Below are 21,795 nucleotides of genomic sequence, written 5' to 3' on the forward strand. Positions count from 1 at the left end.
TATTGGCGACAAAATGTCTAACAACTGAAACAACAACAATAATATCACATTTATTAGCGACATTAAAACCTTCCCTAAATGAATTTATCGTGCACAACTAAGCAATCATTAGATAATCATTTCATAATAAATTATAACACTAACCTAAAACAACAAAAAGTAGAAGGTAACTATTTATTATCTTCTACTTAGTGATTCATTTTTTATTTTAATTTACTAATAATAATATTAGTTATTTCATCAATTGACTTATCATCACTTTCAATAACTAAAAAATTAAACTTAGTTTTATATTTTTCATATCATTGTTCATACTTCTCATTTAATAAAACTCAATAATTTTCATCAACTAATAATTCACTAGTTCGGCCACGAACTTTTATGCGTTGGATCGCCGTTGATGAAGACACGCGTAAAAAAACAATTAAGTCGGGAGTAATTAAATTATCTAAATAAATACTTTCTAAAACCACATTGTGATAAAAGTCACAATAAACTTGATAATCAATATCATTAATAAGTTGTAAGTCTTTTAACACTTCAACAAAAACAACATCTTCCATTACACTACGATCAAAAATTACATTTGTTTTACCCTTAGTTAATTTTAATTGTTGACTTCGTGCCATTAACATATATACTTGCATTTTAAAAGCTGTTTGTTGCGGATTACGATAATATTCATCCAAATATGGATTTTCCTTTACTGGCTCATTCATTAATAAATAATCGGCATATCTTTTTGATAATTTTTCACTAATAGTTGACTTGCCAGCTCCCACGACTCCTGATAATATAATTCGCATTTATTTAAACTCCTTATTTATGTTAATTTTGACTTTCATTTTTAAATTTATCACTGACACCCGTCACTTCTTCAGTTATTGTTATTGATTTTGATTGGTGAGCAAGTAATATTTTTTGACAACTACTTTTTGATGTTAAGAACAACAAATTCATTGTGACAATTATTTTATTTAAAACTAATTTGTTAGATTTTTCTGCTTGTTTTTTAGTACAAATAATTTTAACTAAATTACTACTTATTTTTAATAAAACTTTACTGATACTTCTTCTGATTAATGCACAATAATTAAAGATAATATCTATTTCTGCAAGTTCTACTGTACTACCAGCGATAGCAATAATTGTTATGTTGCTTAACAACTTTAAAATTTTTGCCATTTTCATCCTCCTAAATAAATATATTTATCTAAATATTATTATTTATTTTACATTTTTTATCATTTTTTAGCAATATTTATTTAAATAGGTCGCGTTTAGTTTTCTTAGGTATTGCTTTGAAGAAGTAAAACAATCAGCTAATTATATTATTTAATTACTAAACTAACCCTGCCTTTCTTGTTATTGTCATTTTTATTCGTTTTCATTTTATCATATTTATTGAATTTTTACACAATAAAAATTTTTAATTTTGTCGAAAACTCTTGATATTTATTGAATATACTTAATTTTAGGTATATTTTTAATATGATAGAGGTGGATAATAATTATGGAAAAAATAATTCAAGAACTAGTAAATACTTTAACAGATGATCAATTTTTAGAATTTTATGAAAAAGTCAAACAACAAGCAGAATTAATAAAAAAACAAAAACGTTTAAATGAAATTGATCAAAAATTTAGAGCACAAGGTATTAAATGCCCTAAATGTGAATCTTACCATTGCGTTAAAAATGGACATAATTCAGAAGGAAAACAAAAATATTTATGTAAAAATTGCCGTGCAAGTTTTGACGCTTTTCGTAATCATTTTATTTATTGAAGTCATTTAAATTATGAACAATGAAATTTATTGATTCAAATTTCATTGCTGGGGCAATCTAGTAAAACAATTTCTCGTTTTATTAAAACTACATTAAAAACTGCTTGATATAATCGTCAAAAATTAATGAAATCAAAACAATTAGAAAATACCCAATTAAAATTTAAAAAATTATCTGGTAAAATCCAAATCGATGAAACATTTATTAAAGAAATCCATAAAGGAAATTTCAAATATAAAACTGATCCACGAAGAATTCACCTTGACCCATTCGCAACTAATACTAAATGCTGTATTCAAATGGCAATTGATAATAATAACAATATTTATGTTAAATCCACAAACACCAAACGTTTACAAAAACAATGAGTTATTGAAAATATGAACAAAGAATTAATTAACGAAAATTCAATTATTACTTCTGATATACAAAAATTATATTTTTTAGTAGCAAAACAAACAAATTCTACTTTATGTGTAACTAAAACAACAATTAATCCTGAAGCTAGTTATCGTAACTTAAATAAAATCAGTAAATTACAATCTAGTCTTAAAGAAGCCTTAATTCATTATCATGGTTTAGGTTTTACTAATATTCAAAATTATTTAAATCTCTGAAAATGAAAATACCAACATAAGGGTTTAACTCCAAACCAACAAACAGCGGTATTATATTTTAATGTATAAAAAAGTTAAAGTAAAAATAGTAATTTTACATAAAAGCCTTTTAAAATTATCAAGTTGATGATTTTTTTTTATTTTATCAAGAGTTTTCGACAAAATTAAAAATTTTTTACAACAAAAATCATACATAAGAAATATATACTTAATTTGAATATTGAAATAATTTATAGTAAATGATTATTTTTTCTTTTTTAAAAAATACCTAAGAAAACTAAACGCGACCCTATATTAAGAATTATAGACTTGGTACATAACTATAACTAGCTTAATTCAAAATTATATATTCCTCTGAAATTAAGTTAAATCGTAATCCAAATCTTCTAATCTTATTGCGATAACGATAAACTAGTATTTTAAATCTTTTTAATCTAGCAAAAACATGTTCAATGACAATTCTAACTTTACTTAAAAAGCTATTATATTCCTTTTTATCTGGATTTAAAGGATTATTTTTACTCTTTTTAATTGGCAATAATGTATTTTTATGAACATTTTGCAAACCTTGATATCCTGAATCGGCAATTAATTCTAATTTTGGATTTATAAGTGTATTTGATTTTAAAAATAACTTATAATCATGAGTACTGCCATAACAAAAATCTACTGAAATAATTTTATTGTTAAATAAATCAATAATTATTTGCGATTTTAATGAATGTTGCCTTTTCTTACCAGAAAATAATAATTTTAGTTTTTTTTAATTCTTTCAATTGGAATTTCTGTAGCATCAATTGCTAATAAATTATTAGTAGTACCCTTATTTTCTAATAATATCTTTTTGCCAGGTATATGAAAGTGACTATTTTTTATTAGAGTATTTTCAACTCAAAAGATATTACGAATACAACTAACATGACTAATATTATATTTTTTTGCAATAATACGATATGTACTATATTCTTTTCAGAATTCTAAAGTCATAAGTAATCTTTGCTCTATTGATAATTTATTTGGTCTACCACCAATTTGTTTTTGTTTAGCTTCACCTTCTTTTAAAATTTCTACCATTTTCATGAAAGTTTTATATTTTATGCCTATTAAACTATAAAATTCGTTTTCGTCTTTGTATTTATCTAACATTTGTACTTCACCTAGAAAATAATATTATCAAAATAGTAGATAAAATTAAAGGTTATGTACCAAGTCTTATTTAATATCAATGGATTTTTTATGTTATAATTATAGTCCATATTTAAGAAAACTATCTTTTAGGAGGAATTAATAATTAATGGAAATTGATGATTGGCTCATTTTTAATATAAGTTGACAAATTACATTATCTTGGTTAGCACCAACAATATTTATTTTATTATTTTTAAGTGCTTTTTTTTCAGCAATGGAAACAGCATTAACTTCAATTAATATTATTAGGATTAAAAATTTAGCAAAAACTAATAAAAGACAGGCAAAGAAAGCTAAAAGAGTATATCTTTTAGTTAAAGATTATAGTATTACAATTACAACGCTGTTAATCGCTAATAATTTAGTTAACATTGCTTTAGCGACATTTGTTACTTTCTTTTTTGATAATCAATTGGGTTTACCATCACATTGGTCATTAATAATATCAACAATGTTTTCTTTAGTAATTGTATTGCTATTTGGAGAAATTATTCCTAAAAATATTGCGCGATGAATTCCTGAAAGGTTAGCTATTAGTTGTTCATGAGTGATTGTTGTGGTGCGGTTAATTTTTTACCCATTAGCTTATATGTTTTCAAAAATTAAATTAAAATCAGAGCATCCTTCAACAACAGAAAGAGAGTTATTAGAACTTGTAAAAACTATTGAAAATGAAGGAGTTTTGGAAAAACAAGAGCGTCATTTAATTACTTCAGCAATTATATTTGATGAAAAAACTGTTAAAACGGCGATGCAATCAAGAGATAAAGTAATAACAATTAATTACAATAGTTCTATTAGTGATATTAAGACTTTATATCGTCAAGAGAGGTTTACTAGAGTACCTGTAATAAATTCTAATACTAAAGTTGTTAAGGGGATTCTTAATGTTAAAGATATTATTATTAATACCCTTGATGATGAATCATTAACGATACCAGCGCTTTTGCAAAAACCGTTATTTTTGTCTAAAAATACCAAATTAAGTGTTGCCTTAGAAAAAATGCAAAAGAGTAAGATGCATTTAGCAATTGTAACAAGTAGTAAAACCAAAAAAGATTTTATTGGTATTATTACAATGGAGGATTTAATTGAAGAATTAGTTGGCGAAATTTATGATGAGCATGATGCGACAGGAAAAATTTATGAAATTGGGCATCATAAATTTCAAGTAGTAGGAACAATTAAGTTAAAAAAGTTATTTCAAACTTTAAATGAATCAGTACCTGTAACAAATGCTAAGTCATTAAATGAATGATATCGTGAAATTAGCGGTGAAGCAAAAATTACTAAGAAAAGTCCAGAATTTCAATATAATAACTATATTTTCCGAATTATTAAAGTAAGAAATTATTATGCTTCGTTTGAAATTGAAGTATTATCAAATAATAAAACTGAAAATTGAGAATAGTTAATTTGGTCGCCTGTTATTATTAAGTAATAGGCGATTTTGTTGGGGGAGGGAGGAGATGTAAGGTAACACAGACATTTTAGACCAGTAAGAATGCTCCTCTTAACAATAATTTTTTAAAGGAGGTAGGTATTTTAATTAATAAAATTAAACTAACTTTATTAATTTATTAACTTGTTCGAACAAAAACTAAATTCTATTTAAAAAGTTGTGTTGTAAATATGAGAACACTTTTTAGGTGTACCAAAAAATGCTTTTTGGTAATTTCGAGCATTTCTCGTTCTCGCACCTAGTTAGCTAACATAACTTAGTTAACATAAGAGAGATAACATAGATTTATTTTTTAATTTTAAAGATAAATATTGATAACCTCTTTATTTTTTTCTGTAAATGGGTTATTTTTAATTTAAAGGTGATTTTTTATGCAAGAAAAAGATATTTTAAAAGAAATAAATAATATTGATGATAAAACTTTTATGAAAATATATCAGCAATTAAATAATAGAGCAAAGAAAATTGAAAAAAAGGAAAAACAAGTAATTATTTTTAATTTTGTCGAAAACTCTTGATAAAATAAAAAAAATCATCAACTTGATAATTTTAAAAGGCTTTTATGTAAAATTACTATTTTTACTTTAACTTTTTTATACATTAAAATATAATACCGCTGTTTGTTGGTTTGGAGTTAAACCCTTATGTTGGTATTTTCATTTTCAGAGATTTAAATAATTTTGAATATTAGTAAAACCTAAACCATGATAATGAATTAAGGCTTCTTTAAGACTAGATTGTAATTTACTGATTTTATTTAAGTTACGATAACTAGCTTCAGGATTAATTGTTGTTTTAGTTACACATAAAGTAGAATTTGTTTGTTTTGCTACTAAAAAATATAATTTTTGCATATCAGAAGTAATAATTGAATTTTCGTTAATTAATTCTTTGTTCATATTTTCAATAACTCATTGTTTTTGTAAACGTTTGGTGTTTGTGGATTTAACATAAATATTGTTATTATTATCAATTGCCATTTGAATACAGCATTTAATATTAGTTGCGAATGGGTCAAGGTGAATTCTTCGTGGATCAGTTTTATATTTGAAATTTCCTTTATGGATTTCTTTAATAAATGTTTCATCGATTTGGATTTTACCAGATAATTTTTTAAATTTTAATTGGGTATTTTCTAATTGTTTTGATTTCATTAATTTTTGACGATTATATCAAGCAGTTTTTAATGTAGTTTTAATAAAACGAGAAATTGTTTTACTAGATTGCCCCAGCAATGAAATTTGAATCAATAAATTTCATTGTTCATAATTTAAATGACTTCAATAAATAAAATGATTACGAAAAGCGTCAAAACTTGCACGGCAATTTTTACATAAATATTTTTGTTTTCCTTCTGAATTATGTCCATTTTTAACGCAATGGTAAGATTCACATTTAGGGCATTTAATACCTTGCGCTCTAAATTTTTGATCAATTTCATTTAAACGTTTTTGTTTTTTTATTAATTCTGCTTGTTGTTTGACTTTTTCATAAAATTCTAAAAATTGATCATCTGTTAAAGTATTTACTAGTTCTTGAATTATTTTTTCCATAATTATTATCCACCTCTATCATATTAAAAATATACCTAAAATTAAGTATATTCAATAAATATCAAGAGTTTTCGACAAAATTAAAATAAAAAATTATTTTAATGTTGTTTTTATAAGCATTTTACTTAGTTTTTATAACCTTTTATTAAGATTATGCTTGTTAATATTAAATATTTTGTTTTATTACTTATTTTTCAAATAAAACGATAATTAAATTGTAGTTACTTTTCTTTCAAAATTAATCAAATATTTTTCCACCTAACAAAACTTTACGCGTCCAGAAAGAGAGAATTTATATTCTCTCTTTTCTCCCCTTTAAATTATGAATTGTTTCTAGATTTTGTTTTAACTAAAAAATTAATCTTTTTATCACTATCAGAAATAATATCACGAGAATTTTTTTCTCTTAATTGAAATAATACCGTAACTTGCCCTCAGGTTTTGCCATCAGCCGGTATTACTTTATCATTTCAATCAGTTTCATTAGGAACGATTAATAATTCATAATTACCTTTATAAATATCTTTTGTTTTATTTTGTAAATAATTTGTAAATTCAGTCATAGTTGCCAGAGGTTCATTAATCGTTGTTTTATTTTCAGGAAATATCCGCCCAAGTTCTGAATGAATATAATGTTTTATTTCTTCACCTGTTGAAGCCAAAACCTTAACAGTAATAGTTTTTGTTTCTAAAATCTCACAATTATGAATTGCTTGAATTTTAACTTGGACATCATAATCACTAATATAAACTTTTTTTCAATCTAAAACTTCATATTTTATCTTAACACCAACTGGTGGCATTTCCGGAACTAAATTTCTAACTACTTGTTCAATATCTTGCTCATTTTTATAAGCACGAGCTTCAACAATACTATTAAACTTATTTAAATAGTTACTTACTTCATTTTTAATTTTTTCGCTACAAGTAGTCGCCTTAACTTTAAGCTTAACTTCACCAACCTTAGTAGTATTATTCATTGCTTTAACAACAACTTCTAAGTCAACATTTGATAATTCACTAGTAGCGACTAAATCTCAATGCAAAACTTTACTAACAATTGTAATTCCTTTTGGCGGTGAAACATCAACTAATTCTTTAATGGCTTGCATAACTTCATCTTCACTATGATAATATTTAGGCACATCAATATTTTTAAACTTACTTAAATAAGATTTAATCGTATTATTTTCCTTAACTTTCACATTAACTTGAATAGTATTAATTTCTTTACCATCCTTTATTGCTTTAACAATAATTACCGCATCAAAACTTTCAGATACATAGGGGTTCTTTTCAATTTAACACTTCATATTTTATCGTAATATTATTAGGAACTACAGCAGCAACAACGGAATTTTTTACAGCTTCAATCACTTCTTCTTTACTAAAATAACAATTTTCTTCAAGAATATCTTTAAAATTATCCAAATAATTCTTAATCGGTTCAAATAAACCGCATACCTTAACAACAATATTCTTTGTTTTAATTAAAACTGTATGATGTAATATTGATATTTTTACTTTCAGCGCATAAAAATTCGTTGGTTCTGTTTGCATCACTTGCTCTCAATCATTATTATCAATTTCAATATTAACCCTTAAATCATTTTCTTTATTATTAGGTATCTGTTGCTATAATACATATGTCATTTGATTAATTGATTGATAATGAAAGACATTCTCAACAGTTTCAAACTTATTTAAAATATTCCTAGCTTCGTTATCTAAAATCCGACGATGCTTTTCATGAATAGTAATTTTCCTTTCAATTTTAACTTCGGTTTTATTTTTATCCATTGCTTTTCCTTTTAAAATAACATTAACATTAATGACATCAACATCACTGGAAACCATAATATTATTATCTTTTAATTCAATCATAACATCACTAATATATACAAATAATAATCCCGCAATACAATCTGATAACTTTTTGGTAATTAAATTAACAATATTATCGCCAACAAAAGTTTGCTCTAAAAACAAAGGGTTAAGTTCTTTACTTGCTAATTCATTAGTTGCTGCCGCAAGCTTCGCATTTTTTATTTTAAAATTGTCATCATTAAAACTACTTGTATTACAACCAATTATTGTGCTTATTGGTGTAATAATAAAAGTAAAAGTTAGTAACTGCTTTAAAATTCTATTCATTTAAATCAACACATTCCCTTCATATAACAAATAAAAAGTAATTAAAATTATACTGTTGCTAATATTGATAATAATACTTTTATAGATAATTTAATAATTACTTTTACTTGCTATTATTTTAATCACTTTAAAATAAAAATACAAGCATTTAACCACTTAATATCAAAAAGGAACAATATCATCAGATTGTTCCTAATTATTTTATTATTTAATTTTAACGAGCAACCTCATTAGCTCTCAATTCTCTAATAACAGTGATATGAATATCGCCAGGAATAGTAATTTCTTTTTCAATTTTAATTTTCACATCATGAGCAATTTTATAAACCTTAACATCACTAACCTTACCAGGATCAACAATAATTCTAATTTGTCTTCCTGCTTGAACAGCATAAGATTTTTGCACCCCAGGGATTGATTGACAAATTTCTTCAATTTGTTGCATTCTTTGAATAAACTCTTCTAAAGAATTATTTCTTGCTCCCGGTCTAGCTGCCGATAAAGTATCCGCTGCCATTACTAAAACCGCATAAATACTTTGCGGACTAACCTCACCATGGTGCGCATGAATAGCATTAATAATTAGCGGGTGTTCACCATATTTTTTTGCTAATTGAACACCCAAATTAACATGCGAACCATCCATTTCATAATCAATTGCTTTACCAATATCATGTAATAAACCCGCTCTTCTTGCTAATTTTTCATCCAATCCTAATTCAGCAGCCATGGTTCCTGCCAATTTTGCTACTTCAATACAATGCTGTAAAGCATTTTGACCAAAACTAGTACGATATCGTAATCTTCCAAGATAATAAACTAATCCAAGCTTCATATTAGTAATTCCTAAGTCATTAAGTACCTTTTGTCCAGTTTCTTGAATTAAAGTTTCCAACTCATCTTGGGTTTTCTTTAAAACTTCTTCAATTCTTATTGGTTGAATTCGCCCATCGCACATTAATGAATTTAAAGTTCGAACTGCAATCTCTCGTCTAATCGGATTAAAAGATGCCACTTGAATAACTTCTGGAGTATCATCAATAATAATATCAACACCTGCCGCTTGTTCAAAAGCCTTAATATTTCTACCTTCTTTACCAATAATTCGTCCCTTCATTTCATCATTAGGTAACTTAACAAATGCTGTTGTTTTTTCAGCAACAACATCATGTGCATACTTTTCAATGGCAACAGCAATAATATTGTCAGCAATATTTTTTGCTTTAATTTTAGCATCATTTTCACGATTTTTAATTAATTGCCCTAACTCTAAATCAAGCTTCTCCTCTAATTCCTTAAACAAAACTACTTTTGCTTCTTGTTGACTAAGTCCCGCAACTTTTTCTAATTCCAAAACAATTTTCTCTAACTTATCATAATAGTTTTCTTCAATTTTTTTAATATTATCTTTTTTTTGAAGAATTTCACGATATTGAGATTCCAACACTTCTTCGCGTTCAATAATATTTTTTTCGCGCTTCATTAATAAGGCTTCATAATTATTACTTTGACTTCTTCTTTGTTCTAAATCCATTGCTACTTCTTTTTTCATTTGCGCAATTTCTACTTTGATATCTGCCTTTGCTGATTGAATAATATTTTTTGCTTCTCGTTCTGCTTGTTCCAATTTTATTTGACTCTTTTTATCATTACTAGTACGAACAAAATATTTAATTAACAAACCAACACCAATGCCAATCGCCAATGCTAAAAAAATTCCAACCAAAAGACCGAATTCTAATTTACTCATAAATTTTCCTTTCTGAATAGTTAATTTTCTTTTCAAATTATTAATAAAATTTAATTTTTTTTTTTTTTTTTTAAAATAATAGATAATTAGTTTAAAACATTACTTTAATGTTTACCTATTAATAATATCATTTTTTAATAACTAATTAAATACCAATATCAAGATTAAAAAACAAAAAGCAAGTCATTCATTAAAAGACTTGCTATTAAACATTACTTAACAGTCTGTAATCACTCAGCAACATTACAATGCAACTGTTCTTGTAAATCAACATTAGCAATAAAAAATTCTCTAACCTTATCACGACCTAAGCCAAGTTTTTGCTCACCATAATTATATCAAGAACCATTTTTTTGCAAAATATTAGCCTTTAAACCTAATGAAATCAATTCTTCTAACTTACATATTCCCCGATCAAAGTAAATATCCAAAACTGTCATTTGAAAAGGAGGAGCAACTTTATTTTTAACAATTTTAACTTTAGTTTTATAACCAACCAATTGATTATTAAGCAGAATTTGTCACTGGTCGCGTTTAGTTTTCTTAGGTATTTTTTAAAAAAGAAAAAATAATCATTTACTATAAATTATTTCAATATGCAAATTAAGTATATATTTCTTATGTATGATTTTTGTTGTAAAAAATTATTTTAATGTTGTTTTTATAAGCATTTTACTTAGTTTTTATAACCTTTTTATTAAGATTATGTTTGTTAATATTAAATATTTTGTTTTATTACTTATTTTTCAAATAAAACGATAATTAAATTGTAGTTACTTTTCTTTCAAAATTAATCAAATATTTTTCCACCTAACAAAACTTTACGCGTCCTTGTTCACTTCTTCTTAATTCAACTCGTAATGATGAATAAAATCTTAATGCTCTACCTCCGGGGGTTATTTCTGGATTACCAAAAATAATTCCCACTTTTTCTCTAATTTGATTAATAAAAAAAACCAAACAATTAGTTTTAGCAATATATGAATTTAACTTGCGTAACGCCTTTGACATTAATCGTGCTTGCGCACCAATTGTTTGATCAGACATTTCACCATCTAATTCAACTTGGGGGGGTTAATGCTGCCACAGAATCAATTACAATCAAATCAATAGCATTTGATTTAACAAAAACTTCTAATATTCCTAACGCTTGCTCACCTGAATCTGGTTGAACAATTATTAATTGTTCTAAAATAACACCAATTTTTTGAGCATAATTTGGGTCTAACGCATGTTCTACATCAATAAAAGCTGCTTTACCCTTTACCATTACTTTTTTGAACTTCACTAATGGCATGTAATGCCAAAGTGGTTTTTCCTGAAGATTCAGCATCATAAACTTCAATAACTCTACCCCGAGGATACCCCCACCAATCCCAATTGCCATATTCAATAATAAACTTCCCGAACTAAATAACATTATCTTTGGATGGAAGTTTATTATTCATATCTACAACCGCATCCCGACCATATTCTTTAATAATTGTTTGTAATGCTTGTTGTAAAAGTTCTTCGCGATTAATAATTTCGGTAATATTTGTTTTATATTTGAAATTTTTTTACCTCCACTAAATAAATTAACAAAAAAAATAAACTTTTCCTAGTTTATTTTAAATTTTCTTTAATTAATTCTTTAGTTAATTTAACACATTTATTAATAATTTGTTTACGATTTCCCGATAATTGATATTCATAAACTAAACATTTGTTATTATAAGCCAATGCAATATATACTAAACCTAATGGCTTATTTTCATGAATTTCAGGACCAGCATTGCCAGTAAAACTAATTGCCATAGCACTATCAAATAAATTTTTTGCGTTTTGGGCCATTTCAATAGCTGTTTCAACACTAACAGCACCAAATGATTGTAAAGTTGTTAACTGAACTCTTGCTAAATGAACTTTAGAATGAGCACTATAAGCTATTAACCCACCACGAAATACTTTGCTGGCCCCTTCTGTCTTAACTAATGCTTCACTAAAAGCTCCTCCTGTAATACTTTCACAACTACTAATGGTTAAATTTTTCTTTTCTAATAATTTAACTAGATCGTGCAACTTTTTTTCCTCCTAATTAATATTTATTTTTGATTGCTTTGTTTAATTCCAAGAATATAAGTAATTGCACTCCAAATTGAAAGCAATAACGATAAATACATTGGTATTAAAATAATGTGATACTTTCATGAACCTCAACCACTATCTCATCCAAATCAGATATGATTAATAAAAAATAATAATGTTAACCCCCCCATTTGCATTAGCGTTTTTAATTTACCATAATAATTAGCAGCAATAACAACTTTCTTAGTTGCTAAAAACATTCTTATCCCATCAAGCAAAATATCGCGAGAAATCAAAATTAATGTTACTCAAACCGGAATAATTTGCGGAATTGTCATAATAATTAAAACACCACTAGTCAACATCTTATCAGCAATCGGATCAGCAATCTTACCAAAGTTTGTTACTTGCTGATTTTTTCTAGCAAGATAACCATCTAATCAATCACTAAAACAAGCAATAATAAAAAGGAACCCTGCAATAATTCAAAGAATATTAATTTTAACATTACTATCAATACTAATACTACCACTAACAAAATTATAGTTATCAAATGGTCCACCTAACAACATTAAAATTAAAATTATTGGTACTAAAATAATTCGTACTAATGTTATTTTATTTGGTAAATTCATTAGCAACCCTCCTATATAAATAATTATAACCTAAAAATAAAAAACGAGATTAAAAATCTCGTAAGCCACATTCTGTTCTTAAAGACATCAATGCTTTAAGTGCTAATCATTTATCTATATTAATTAACCTTTAAAGTTAACAAATATCCATTAATTACTTATCATTCGCAATTAATAGTTCCCCTACCATAATTTGGGTTTCTCACTTATGGGGTTTACCGCGTTCCACTCTAATAATTTCTCATTAGCATCGTCACTATGGCACTTTTATAAACTACTAAACCATATTAAATAATTAACTTAGGTTATTAATTAGCCATCTAAGAAACAGCAGATGCTGTTTCTTATCCTTGGATTATTTTTTTTCCAAGCATAAACATTACTAGCATCACAGCTAGTGTGAGTGTGGACTTTCCTCTATTCAAAAATAAATTTCTAACAGCGATTAGCACGGATTTTTAATCTCATATTCATTTTACTACTTATTAACTTTACTTTCAAGTTTACTTAACCGATTTATGATATCAACATTTCGTAAACCTTTTTCTTCTAACTTATCTCGTTGTTGCATAACAATTTCATAATTACTTTTTAACTTTTCATGTTCTTCAATTATTTCTTTAAGTTTTTCTTTTAAACGCAAAATTTCATCAACATGAGTTTCCATAATTTTATTAAAAGCATCATAATCTTTTTGAACAATATCTAAAAATCGATCAACTTCTTGGGCATCATAACCTTTAAAATTAATTTGAAATTCTTTTTCTAAAATATCCTCTTTTGTCAATTTAAAACTATTATCATTTTTCATAAAATTATTCCTCCTTTTTTACGGCATCAATCATATCAGTAATTAATCAATTAAATTGTGATAAACCTTTTTTATTACTAGAATTTAAAATCAATTGTTGTAATTTAATAAAATTAGTTTTTTTATTATTACTTTTTAATGATTGCACCTTATTAATTAAATTTTCATCACTCAAATGTTGTTCAATAAATAATTTTTGTTCAAAAGATAACGGTGTTACTAAAACACTATTAATATCAACAAACTTATCTTCAATAATTCCATTATCATCTTGCAACATCTGAAAAATCCTATTAAATAAAGGTGTTAATGACATTGTTAACTTATCATTAAAATTACTAATTTGCAAATAATCTTTTTCTAATAATTGCACTAATAATTTATCAATTTTGTTAACATCAAAATTAGAAAAATTTTCTAATTCCCGCGGAGTTACAAATTGATATTCTTCCGATAATAAATGCATTAGTAATAATAGAATAATTAATTCATCTTCAGTAATTAAAAGAACCTTATAAAACTGTAATAAAAGTCTTCACTTATGAAAAATATTTAACGAATTTATGTTCATTATCTTTATTCAATTGGAAAATGTTTTAAAAAGTTGTTAATTACAATTTGAGGGCTTTCATATAAATAAAGAATTTTATATAATAATGCAAATAAAGGGAGATTTAACTTTAATTTTGGCATTTGCTCATTAACTAACCGACAAGTGCCTAACCCTTCAACAGTTTTTTGTAATTGCTTAATAACAGTTTCTGGATCATTAGTTTTTCCAACTTCATAACCAAATTGATAATTACGAGATTTCGGTGACATTGCTGTTAAAATTAAATCCCCAATTCCGGCTGGCGTTAAAAATGTTTCTGATTTTCCCCCCATTTTATTACTAAATTTAATTGCTTCATTTAAACCAATAGTAATAAAAGATGCGACAGTATTATCACTAGCATTTTGCCCTTTTAACATTCCCGAAATAATCGCAACAACATTTTTTAATGCACTAGCACACTCAACACCAATAAAATCATTAGTAATCGTCACCGAAAAATTTTCACTATTAAAATATTGTTGAACTTTTTTTGCATATAATAAATTCTCACTAACCGCCGTTACTTGTGTAGGAAATCTTTGAATAATTTCAATCGCAATACTAGGTCCATATAATCCTGATAAATCTTCAATAATATCAGGATTTAAATTTTTACGAATTGTTAATGATAACCTTTCACCACTATTAGGGTCAAAACCTTTAGCAATATTAATAAAATGCACTGGATAAGTTACTAACTCATTAATTTGCTGACAAACACTAGGTAAAACCAGCGAAGGAACCGCAAAAACAATAATTTTAGCATCACATACAGCTTGTTTTAAATCATTAGTAGCCACAATATTTTCTTTTAAACGAATTCCTTGAAAATATTTACTATTTTGATGATTATTGTTAATATCATTAACTTCACTTTTTTCAATGCCATACATTAATACTTCATTTTTATTATCTGCTAAAACTTGTGCCAAAGCACTAGCAAATGCACCAGTTCCTAAAATAATAATTTTTTGCATTCTTTTACCTTCCTTAAATATTTATTTTCTTTGACGAAAAATCAATCGTAAAGGAATTCCTTGAAAGTCAAAATATTCTCGTAACTGATTTTCCAAAAATCTTGCATATGAAAAATGTAAATGCTTCGGGTTATTAACAAATAAAACAAAAGTAATCGGTTGCTTACTTACTTGCGTAGCATAATATATCTTTAATCTTTCACCATGAAAAATAGGCGGTTGATGTAATAATTGAGCCTTACTAAGAATTTCATTAACAACACTAGTTTGAATTCGTAAATTTTGTTTTTCTTGAATCTTATTAATATTTTGAAAAATCTTTCCGAGATGGACATTTTTTAATGCCGAAACAAAAATTACAAAAGCATAATGAAGATATTTAAAATGAACTTGAATTTCTTTACGAAAATCATCTAAGGTTTTTTTTGTTTTTTCCATTTCATCATATTTGTTAACAACAATAATTACTGGTTTATAACCCTCTTTCGCAATGGCACCAATTTTAGCATCTTGTTCTTTAATACCTTCATTACCATCTAATACTAATAAAACAATATCACTTCGTTCTACAGCTTTTAAAGCCCGCAAAACACTATATTTTTCTAAATTTGTTTGAACTTTTCCTCGTTTTCTAATTCCCGCTGTATCAATAACAACAAATTTTTGCCCATTTCTAACAAATGAACTATCAACCGCATCAGTTGTCGTGCCCGGAAGATTAGAAACAACAACCCGCGATTCATTTAATAATGCGTTTGTTAAACTAGACTTACCAACATTCGGTCGACCAATAATAGCCATTTTAGTTTCATTTTCAAGATCTGGTTTTATTTCTAAATTTAATTGATTTAAACTAAAAATAATTTTATCTAACAAATCACCAATCCCAATCCCATGCGTTGACGAAACAGCAATTGGTTCACCAAATCCTAATTGAATAAACTCATATAGTTCATTATTAACTTGTTGATTATCATATTTATTAACAACCAAAATAACTGGTTTATTAATTCCATAAAGCATTTTAGCAATTTGTTTTTCTTCATCTTGCAAGCGTTCTTGATAGTTAGTAGTAAAAATAATAACATCCGCTTGTTCAATCGCAATTTGTGCTTGTAACAAAATTTGTCCTTGTAATTCATCATTACCAAAACCATGACCACCTGTATCTACTAATCAAAATTCACGATTAAGTCATTGTGCCTTTTGATAAATCCGATCTCGCGTAACTCCTGGTGTATCATCAACAATTGATAAACGATTTTTAATCAAGCGATTAAATAATGTTGACTTACCAACATTAGGTCGCCCAATAATAGCGACAATTGCAGAATTTTTCATTTTATTTTTTCCTAACTATGCATTTGCAAAAGGCATTGATTTCCTTTTAATTTCATAAGCCATTGTTGCAATTAAATCAACAATTTGATCTAATGATAAATTACTATTATCAATTTCAATCGCATCATTAGCTTTTTTTAAGGGGCCAACTTTACGATCGGAATCTTGACGATCACGATCTTGTAAATTATTTTGAACACTAGACAACTCTAAAACTATTCCTTGTTGTCGTGCTTGTTCCACTCTTCTTTGTACTCGTTTACTAACTGTTGCTGTTAAAAATACTTTTAATTGCGCATTAGGTAAAACAACCGTCCCAATATCTCTCCCTGCAAGAATATAACCAAAGCCTTGAACAATTGCTCTTTGACTTTTAACCATAAATGTTCTTACTGCTTTGATAGCACTAATAGGACTAACATACTCAACAACCTTTTTACTACTTAAATCATAAGAATTTTGTTTAACCCCATTCACATAAATATTGCCATTAGCATCATAACTAAATCTAATATTAGCCAACACCTTAATAACTGCTCGATTATCATCAATATCAATTTTATTTACTAAACAATAAAGCGTTAAAGCCCGATACATTAAGCCAGTATCAATAAAAATATAATGTAACCGTTTAGCGACTAATTTAGCAGTTGTTGACTTACCACTTCCAGCTGGTCCATCAATAGCAATATTTATCTGTTTCATTTTTTATTCCACCTCTAATAAATTATACATCTAATATAACGATATTATTGAATTAATAAAAGTAAAAGAACAATTAATAATGCGATAATCAAGATAATACTACCAATTATTAACAATACCAATCATTTAAAACTAATTTTTTGTTTTTTAAACCTTGTTACTAACTGATTAAATTGCTCATCAGTAATTACTGCTGAATTTGATAATAATTCTCCTAACGGTTTTTTACTAGGCATTAACGCCTCAGGATGCTTTTTTAAATCTTCTTGATAGATTTTAATTACTTGCTGGGCTAATTCCGTTTCTGAAGAAATTTTAGTTTGTAAATTTTTAGCAGAATTTTCTAATGCTAAAATTATTTCTTGATATTTACTTTCACTACTACCATTTAAATGCTGGCCAAATTTATGATGATAATTATAGTCTTGTAAAATCTGTTGTAAATTAACATTATCATTTAAATCACAATCATACTTACTACGAATATCGGTTAAATACTGATTAATTTCATATCTAACTTCAAAATTAATAAAATCTTTTGAATGGTCTTGATGTAATTGAGGACTTAATAATTCCCATTCTTGATTAATATTATCAAGAAATTCTTGAAAATATTCCTTATCAATATGACTAAAACGCGTAATATAATCTTGCAATAACTCTTCTTCTTGCAATAATGCTTGATCTAACTCAATCTCACGATTAATTTGCTCTCGTAAGAGCGAAAATCGTTCCATCCTTGTTTGTTCAATTTTCACTACTACCGCCTCATTTCTCTAATATAATTATAATAAAATATAATGACTTGCGTTAGCATTTTTTTCAATTAATGGTCAAGTTGCTGTTACGATTAAACTATAAACTAAAGCTTCCAAACAAAATTTTATTAAATTAAATGGTAAAAAAACTACAAATAATTGATTTCGTAAAGATGCCACCCCATATAATTCCAAAATAAAAGCTCAATTTAAAAAAGTCATTCAAAATGAATTAATGATGGCTGCTAAAAAAATACTAATAATTCAAACAATAATTGTTAAAAATTTACCAGAACTATTTTTTGTTCATCCACAAAATTGAATAATAAAAAATAATGGTATTTGGACAACTAAAAATATTGAATAGAATCCTCCTGTTGCTAACATTAACGCTAAATAAGCAATTGGACCACTAACACTAGTAATTAGCATTAACATTCAAGGAATTAAAAATACTAAAAAATAAGTATAAATAATTCCTAAAAACGGAAAAGCAATAATAATAAAAACATCAATAAATTCTAATTTTAAGTAAGGCAAAAATAAAGGCGGAATAAATTTACTAATATAACCCACTAATAAACAAATAGCTAAAAAATTAGCAATTAAAACTAGCTTTTTAATTGTTAATTGACTATCATTTTTAAATGTTACTCATAACAATCTTGTTGTCTTTCTCATTAATTTATTACTCCTTAATTAATTACCGTTATTTCAACATATTTATTGTATAATATTTTTACAAATAAAGAAAAGGAGAAAATTTATTAATGGAAAATAATATCGTTCCTGTAATTATTGAAATTACTACTGGTAGTAGTAACAAATATGAATATAATTTTGAAACTAAAAGAATTATTTTAGATCGTGTTTTATATGGTGCTAATGTTTATCCTGCCGAATATGGTTGTATTGAAAATACTTTAGACTGAGATGGTGATCCACTTGATGTTATGGCTTTAGCCACATATCCAACAATTGCTGGATGTCAAGCCAATGTTAGAATTCTTGGAGCCTTAGAAATGATTGATGGTGGTGAAATTGATACTAAACTATTTGGTGTTTTAGCTGATGACCCTCATTTTAATCATCTTAAATCTTTAAAAGATGTTCCTGAACATACTTTAGCAAAAATTAAAAATTTCTTTATCCAATATAAACAGTTACAAAAAAAAGCAGTTATTGTTAAAGAATGAAAAGATGAACAATGAGCTTTAAAAGAGTTAGCTCATTGTCGTGAACTATACACTAAATATAACGAACTTCTAATTAATGAAGGAAAAGAAAAATTACTAGAAAAATTTAAAGAAATACAAAAATAATCCTTACGGATTATTTTTTTTTCGCCATTATTTCTAATTGCTTAACTTCATCATTTGTTAATAACCGATAATGACCTTCACTAATACCACTAAGGGTTAATATTCCCACAGCAACCCGTTTTAATGTTAAAACTTTACCATTTATTGCTTTAATCATTTTCCGAATTTGTTGATTGTGACCATCTTGAATTGTTATTGCTAACATATAAGATTGTTGATTACTATTTACCTTTAATAATTTAACTTGTACTGCTTTAGCTAAAAAATCATCATCAATTAAAACACCATTTAATAAATTATTAATCATTGTGGAAGTAATTTTACCCTTAACCGTTACTTCATAAACTTTATTAATGCCGTGAGTTGGGTGCATAATTAAATTAGCAAAATTACCATCATTAGTTAATAACAATAATCCACTAGTATAATAATCTAATCTGCCAATCGGATAAATCCGCACAGTAATATCTTGTAAATAATCAAAGACAGTTTTTCTTCCGAGGGGGTCATCCAAAGAAGTAATACAGCCAATTGGTTTATTAAAAGCTAAATAAATATTTTCTTGTTCTTCTGGTAATAATTGACCATTAACAATAATTTTAGCATTTACTTCAACTTTAAATCCTAATTCCGTAATAATTTGTTCATTAACTGCAACTTTGCCAGCTAAAATTAATTGTTCTGCTTTTCGTCGCGAACAATAATAACCACGCATGGCAATTATTTTTTGTAATCGTTCTTTTTTCATTATCATTATCCTTAATTAATAAACAAATTAGTATCTTCATCTTTATCAAAAAAAGATTCTGGTAATGGTGGTAATTTATCTAACGAAGATAAATTAAAATAATCTAAAAAATATTGACTCACACCATATAATATTGGTCGCCCCGGAGCATCACTTCTTCCCAATTCAACAATTAATTCTCGGGCTTTTAATTTAGCAACCATAAAATCACTGCTAACACCACGAATACTTTCAATTTCACTTTTTACTATTGGACCTTTATAAGCAATAATTGCTAGCGTTTCTAATGCAGCCGTTGACAATTTACTAGTTTGTTCAATAACTAATGATTCATAAATATTAAAATGTTCTTGTTTTGTCATAAACTTAAAAACATTATTATTATTCATTAATGCTATACCTCGCGATTCATCCGCTGCTAACTGCTGTTGGATAGTTATTAACATTTCATTAACAAGATTAAGACTAAGATTTAACTTTTTAGCAATTTTTTGATTACTAATGCCTTCTTCACCAGCAATAAAAATTAGTCCTTCCATTAAAGCATAATTATTCACTTTCTTCACTAAATTCACCTCGATATTTTAATGTGATGGGAGCAAACATATCTGCTTGTTCAATGTATATTTGCTGACTACGAACTAAATCCAAAATGGCACTAAAACTAACAACAAGCAAATTATTTGTAATAATATCACTTTCAACAAAAATATCATAAAAATTATAACTTTTTTGGGGATTTTGTTTTAAAAAATTAAAAATTTCTGATGCCCGCTTTTGTGGTGATATTTGTTGTTTAGCCACTCGCGTTGTGATTGGCATATTTAATTGATACCTTTTATACACTTCTTGTAATTGCAAACTTAACTGCTCTAAGTTAAAATCTCAATTAGTTTCCTTCGCTAACGATGCATATTGTTGAGAATTAGAAACAATTGCTGGTCGCGTAAAAACTTGCTGACGAACAATTTCTTGTTCTTTAAAAAAACCAGTTGTTTCTTTAATAGTTTGATATTCTAATAATTTTTGAATTAATTCTTGACGATTATCGGCTTCATAATCACTATTATCTTCTTCTAAATTAGTCTGTTGTAATAATCGGCGTGATTTTAATTCCAAAAGATATGCTGCCATTGTTAAATATTCACTAGCAATATCTAAATTTAATGTTTCCATTTTATTTAAATAATCTAAATATTGCGTTGTAATCATACTAACATCAACAGTGAAGATATCAAGATTTTTTTCTTTAATTAAATGTAAAAGTAAATCTAATGGTCCTTGAAAATTATCAATGTTAATCAGATATTTACTCATATTTACTT

General features: G+C 26.4%; 26 protein-coding genes, 1 other RNA gene and 1 pseudogene. 4 read left to right on the plus strand and 24 right to left on the minus strand.

The genetic code is table 4. The features are described from left to right. Positions 1-203 precede the first annotated feature (203 nt). Positions 204-806 carry a deoxynucleoside kinase gene (locus AAHM82_RS08635; protein ID WP_342263656.1) on the minus strand — a complete coding sequence of 201 codons (603 nt, stop codon included), beginning with the start codon at positions 804-806 and terminating at the stop codon, positions 204-206. A gap of 22 nt (positions 807-828) precedes the next feature. Then, positions 829-1,185, minus strand: coding sequence for a hypothetical protein (locus tag AAHM82_RS08640; protein WP_342263657.1), 357 nt, complete (start codon positions 1,183-1,185; stop codon positions 829-831). Between the two features lie 328 nt (positions 1,186-1,513). Here AAHM82_RS08640 and AAHM82_RS08645 point away from each other — a divergent pair, with 328 nt between their 5' ends. Continuing rightward, on the plus strand, positions 1,514-2,473 hold the full coding sequence (locus AAHM82_RS08645) for an IS1/IS1595 family N-terminal zinc-binding domain-containing protein (RefSeq protein WP_342263658.1): 960 nt from the start codon (positions 1,514-1,516) through the stop codon (positions 2,471-2,473). A 262-nt stretch (positions 2,474-2,735) separates the two neighbouring features. On the opposite strand, the gene AAHM82_RS08650 is transcribed toward AAHM82_RS08645, so the two are convergent. Then, positions 2,736-3,155: a transposase family protein gene (locus AAHM82_RS08650; protein ID WP_342264864.1), complete on the minus strand. Its 420-nt coding sequence runs from the start codon at positions 3,153-3,155 to the stop codon at positions 2,736-2,738. A gap of 2 nt (positions 3,156-3,157) precedes the next feature. Then, the gene (locus AAHM82_RS08655) at positions 3,158-3,550 is read right to left on the minus strand and encodes a transposase family protein (RefSeq protein ID WP_342263659.1); all 393 of its coding nucleotides are present in this window, start codon (positions 3,548-3,550) and stop codon (positions 3,158-3,160) included. 148 nt (positions 3,551-3,698) lie between these two features. Between AAHM82_RS08655 and AAHM82_RS08660 the strand changes: the two genes are divergently transcribed. Both AAHM82_RS08660 and AAHM82_RS08665 read left to right on the plus strand, forming a co-directional pair. Further along, positions 3,699-5,003, plus strand: a complete 1,305-nt coding sequence (locus AAHM82_RS08660; RefSeq protein WP_342263660.1) for a hemolysin family protein — start codon at positions 3,699-3,701, stop codon at positions 5,001-5,003. Positions 5,004-5,425: 422 nt separating this feature from the next. Continuing rightward, positions 5,426-5,575, plus strand: coding sequence for a hypothetical protein (locus AAHM82_RS08665; RefSeq protein ID WP_342263661.1), 150 nt, complete (start codon positions 5,426-5,428; stop codon positions 5,573-5,575). 72 nt (positions 5,576-5,647) lie between these two features. Here the strand turns inward: AAHM82_RS08665 and AAHM82_RS08670 are convergent, their stop codons facing one another. The 17 genes and pseudogenes from AAHM82_RS08670 to AAHM82_RS08755 all read right to left on the minus strand — a co-directional run bounded on the left by AAHM82_RS08670 (position 5,648) and on the right by AAHM82_RS08755 (position 19,081). Then, on the minus strand, positions 5,648-6,607 hold the full coding sequence (locus AAHM82_RS08670; protein ID WP_342263662.1) for an IS1/IS1595 family N-terminal zinc-binding domain-containing protein: 960 nt from the start codon (positions 6,605-6,607) through the stop codon (positions 5,648-5,650). Positions 6,608-6,927: 320 nt separating this feature from the next. Then, positions 6,928-7,812: a hypothetical protein gene (locus AAHM82_RS08675; protein WP_342263663.1), complete on the minus strand. Its 885-nt coding sequence runs from the start codon at positions 7,810-7,812 to the stop codon at positions 6,928-6,930. A gap of 43 nt (positions 7,813-7,855) precedes the next feature. Then, positions 7,856-8,170 (minus strand): hypothetical protein, encoded by a 315-nt coding sequence (locus AAHM82_RS08680; protein ID WP_342263664.1) that lies wholly within the window; start codon positions 8,168-8,170, stop codon positions 7,856-7,858. Between the two features lie 72 nt (positions 8,171-8,242). Next, the gene (locus AAHM82_RS08685; RefSeq protein ID WP_342263665.1) at positions 8,243-8,761 is read right to left on the minus strand and encodes a hypothetical protein; all 519 of its coding nucleotides are present in this window, start codon (positions 8,759-8,761) and stop codon (positions 8,243-8,245) included. Positions 8,762-8,975: 214 nt separating this feature from the next. Continuing rightward, positions 8,976-10,547 (minus strand): ribonuclease Y, encoded by a 1,572-nt coding sequence (rny, locus tag AAHM82_RS08690; protein ID WP_342263666.1) that lies wholly within the window; start codon positions 10,545-10,547, stop codon positions 8,976-8,978. Positions 10,548-10,723: 176 nt separating this feature from the next. After that, positions 10,724-11,062 carry a hypothetical protein gene (locus tag AAHM82_RS08695; RefSeq protein WP_342264865.1) on the minus strand — a complete coding sequence of 113 codons (339 nt, stop codon included), beginning with the start codon at positions 11,060-11,062 and terminating at the stop codon, positions 10,724-10,726. A gap of 283 nt (positions 11,063-11,345) precedes the next feature. Continuing rightward, a pseudogene (locus AAHM82_RS08705) lies at positions 11,346-11,959 on the minus strand (recombinase RecA); the annotation flags it as partial. 157 nt (positions 11,960-12,116) lie between these two features. Further along, positions 12,117-12,572 (minus strand): CinA family protein, encoded by a 456-nt coding sequence (locus AAHM82_RS08710; protein ID WP_342263668.1) that lies wholly within the window; start codon positions 12,570-12,572, stop codon positions 12,117-12,119. A 23-nt stretch (positions 12,573-12,595) separates the two neighbouring features. Next, positions 12,596-13,213 (minus strand): CDP-diacylglycerol--glycerol-3-phosphate 3-phosphatidyltransferase, encoded by a 618-nt coding sequence (pgsA, locus tag AAHM82_RS08715; protein ID WP_342263669.1) that lies wholly within the window; start codon positions 13,211-13,213, stop codon positions 12,596-12,598. A 59-nt stretch (positions 13,214-13,272) separates the two neighbouring features. Beyond that, positions 13,273-13,669, minus strand: an RNA gene (gene rnpB / locus AAHM82_RS08720) — RNase P RNA component class B. Between the two features lie 22 nt (positions 13,670-13,691). After that, positions 13,692-14,024 (minus strand): DivIVA domain-containing protein, encoded by a 333-nt coding sequence (locus AAHM82_RS08725; protein ID WP_342263670.1) that lies wholly within the window; start codon positions 14,022-14,024, stop codon positions 13,692-13,694. A gap of 4 nt (positions 14,025-14,028) precedes the next feature. Further along, positions 14,029-14,595, minus strand: coding sequence for a hypothetical protein (locus tag AAHM82_RS08730; protein WP_425288972.1), 567 nt, complete (start codon positions 14,593-14,595; stop codon positions 14,029-14,031). A gap of 5 nt (positions 14,596-14,600) precedes the next feature. Continuing rightward, the gene (locus AAHM82_RS08735) at positions 14,601-15,596 is read right to left on the minus strand and encodes an NAD(P)H-dependent glycerol-3-phosphate dehydrogenase (RefSeq protein WP_342263672.1); all 996 of its coding nucleotides are present in this window, start codon (positions 15,594-15,596) and stop codon (positions 14,601-14,603) included. A gap of 21 nt (positions 15,597-15,617) precedes the next feature. After that, complete coding sequence (der, locus tag AAHM82_RS08740; RefSeq protein WP_342263673.1) at positions 15,618-16,937, minus strand: ribosome biogenesis GTPase Der; 1,320 nt, start codon at positions 16,935-16,937, stop codon at positions 15,618-15,620. Between the two features lie 15 nt (positions 16,938-16,952). Then, the gene (cmk, locus tag AAHM82_RS08745) at positions 16,953-17,642 is read right to left on the minus strand and encodes a (d)CMP kinase (protein ID WP_342263674.1); all 690 of its coding nucleotides are present in this window, start codon (positions 17,640-17,642) and stop codon (positions 16,953-16,955) included. 44 nt (positions 17,643-17,686) lie between these two features. Beyond that, on the minus strand, positions 17,687-18,400 hold the full coding sequence (locus AAHM82_RS08750; RefSeq protein ID WP_342263675.1) for a hypothetical protein: 714 nt from the start codon (positions 18,398-18,400) through the stop codon (positions 17,687-17,689). A gap of 27 nt (positions 18,401-18,427) precedes the next feature. Beyond that, positions 18,428-19,081 carry a hypothetical protein gene (locus tag AAHM82_RS08755; RefSeq protein ID WP_342263676.1) on the minus strand — a complete coding sequence of 218 codons (654 nt, stop codon included), beginning with the start codon at positions 19,079-19,081 and terminating at the stop codon, positions 18,428-18,430. A gap of 89 nt (positions 19,082-19,170) precedes the next feature. Between AAHM82_RS08755 and AAHM82_RS08760 the strand changes: the two genes are divergently transcribed. After that, entirely contained in the window at positions 19,171-19,722 is a 552-nt protein-coding gene (locus tag AAHM82_RS08760; protein WP_342263677.1) for an inorganic diphosphatase, read from the plus strand. A gap of 10 nt (positions 19,723-19,732) precedes the next feature. On the opposite strand, the gene AAHM82_RS08765 is transcribed toward AAHM82_RS08760, so the two are convergent. Genes AAHM82_RS08765 through AAHM82_RS08775 form a run of 3 tightly spaced genes read right to left on the minus strand, consistent with a single transcriptional unit; the run spans position 19,733 to position 21,787 of the window. Next, the gene (locus AAHM82_RS08765) at positions 19,733-20,470 is read right to left on the minus strand and encodes a pseudouridine synthase (protein ID WP_342263678.1); all 738 of its coding nucleotides are present in this window, start codon (positions 20,468-20,470) and stop codon (positions 19,733-19,735) included. An 11-nt stretch (positions 20,471-20,481) separates the two neighbouring features. Beyond that, entirely contained in the window at positions 20,482-21,009 is a 528-nt protein-coding gene (gene scpB, locus AAHM82_RS08770; RefSeq protein ID WP_342263679.1) for an SMC-Scp complex subunit ScpB, read from the minus strand. 10 nt (positions 21,010-21,019) lie between these two features. Beyond that, on the minus strand, positions 21,020-21,787 hold the full coding sequence (locus AAHM82_RS08775; RefSeq protein ID WP_342263680.1) for a segregation/condensation protein A: 768 nt from the start codon (positions 21,785-21,787) through the stop codon (positions 21,020-21,022). Between the last annotated feature and the right edge of the window lie 8 nt (positions 21,788-21,795).

Origin of the sequence: Spiroplasma endosymbiont of Clivina fossor (genome assembly GCF_964031115.1) — a bacterium.
Taxonomy (GTDB): Bacteria; Bacillota_I; Bacilli_A; order Mycoplasmatales; family Nriv7; genus Nriv7.